This is a genomic window from Flavobacterium olei (genome assembly GCF_039749035.1).
Classification (GTDB): domain Bacteria; phylum Bacteroidota; class Bacteroidia; order Flavobacteriales; family Flavobacteriaceae; genus Flavobacterium; species Flavobacterium olei.
In genome coordinates, this window is the sequence record NZ_JBDKWC010000016.1 from 1 (window position 1) to 773 (window position 773).

Annotated in this window: 1 protein-coding gene; it reads right to left on the minus strand. The window is 48.5% G+C overall.

Features of this window, described 5'->3' with window-relative positions; genetic code table 11:
• On the minus strand, nucleotides 1–773 hold a 773-nt coding region (locus ABEB31_RS21760; protein ID WP_347053742.1), incomplete at both ends, for a hypothetical protein.

Sequence of the window (773 nt, forward strand, 5' to 3'; positions counted from 1 at the left end):
CTTTTCTTTTTTCTCTTTTTTCCTTTCTTCCCTTCCCCCCCTCCCTCTTTCTTCCTTTTCTTCCCCCCCTTCCTTTCTTCTTCTCTTCCTTTCCTTCTCCCTTCTCTCCCCCTCCCTTCTTCTCTTCCTCTTTCCTCTTCTCCTTTCCTTCCCCCTCCTCCTCTCCCTTTCCTTCCCCCCTCCTCTTTCTCCTTCTCCTCTTCTTTCCTCTTTCTTCCTCCTTCTCTCTCCTTCCCTTCTCCCTCCTCCCTTCTTTTTTTTTCTCCTTCCTTCCCTCCTTTTTCCCCTTCTTTCTTCTTTCCTTCTTTTCCTTTCCTTTTCCTTCTTCTCCCTTTTCCCTCTTTTCTCTCCCCTCTCCTCCTTCTTCTCCTCCTTCCCCTCTTTCCCCCCCTCTCCTTCTTTCTTTCCCTTCTTTCCCTCCCTTTTTTTCCCCTCTTTTTCTCTCTCTTCCCTCCTCCCTCTCCCTCTTTCTTCCTTTCCTTTTTCTCTCCCTTCCCCTTCCCTCCTTCCTCCCCCTTCCCCTTTTCTTTTCCCTTCCTCTTCTCCCCCCCTTTCCCTTCCCTTTCCCCCTTTCTCCTCTTCTTTCTCTTCTTCTTTTCTTCCCTTCTCCTTTCCCCTCTTTCTTTTCCCCCCTTCCTTCCTCCCTTTTTTTCCTTTTCTTTCTTTCTTTTCCCTTTTTCCTCTTTCTTCCTCCCCCCCCCCCCTTCTTCCCCTTCCTCTCCCTTCCTTTCCCTTTCTCTCTCTTTCTTTTTTTCTTTTTCCTTCTTCCCTTC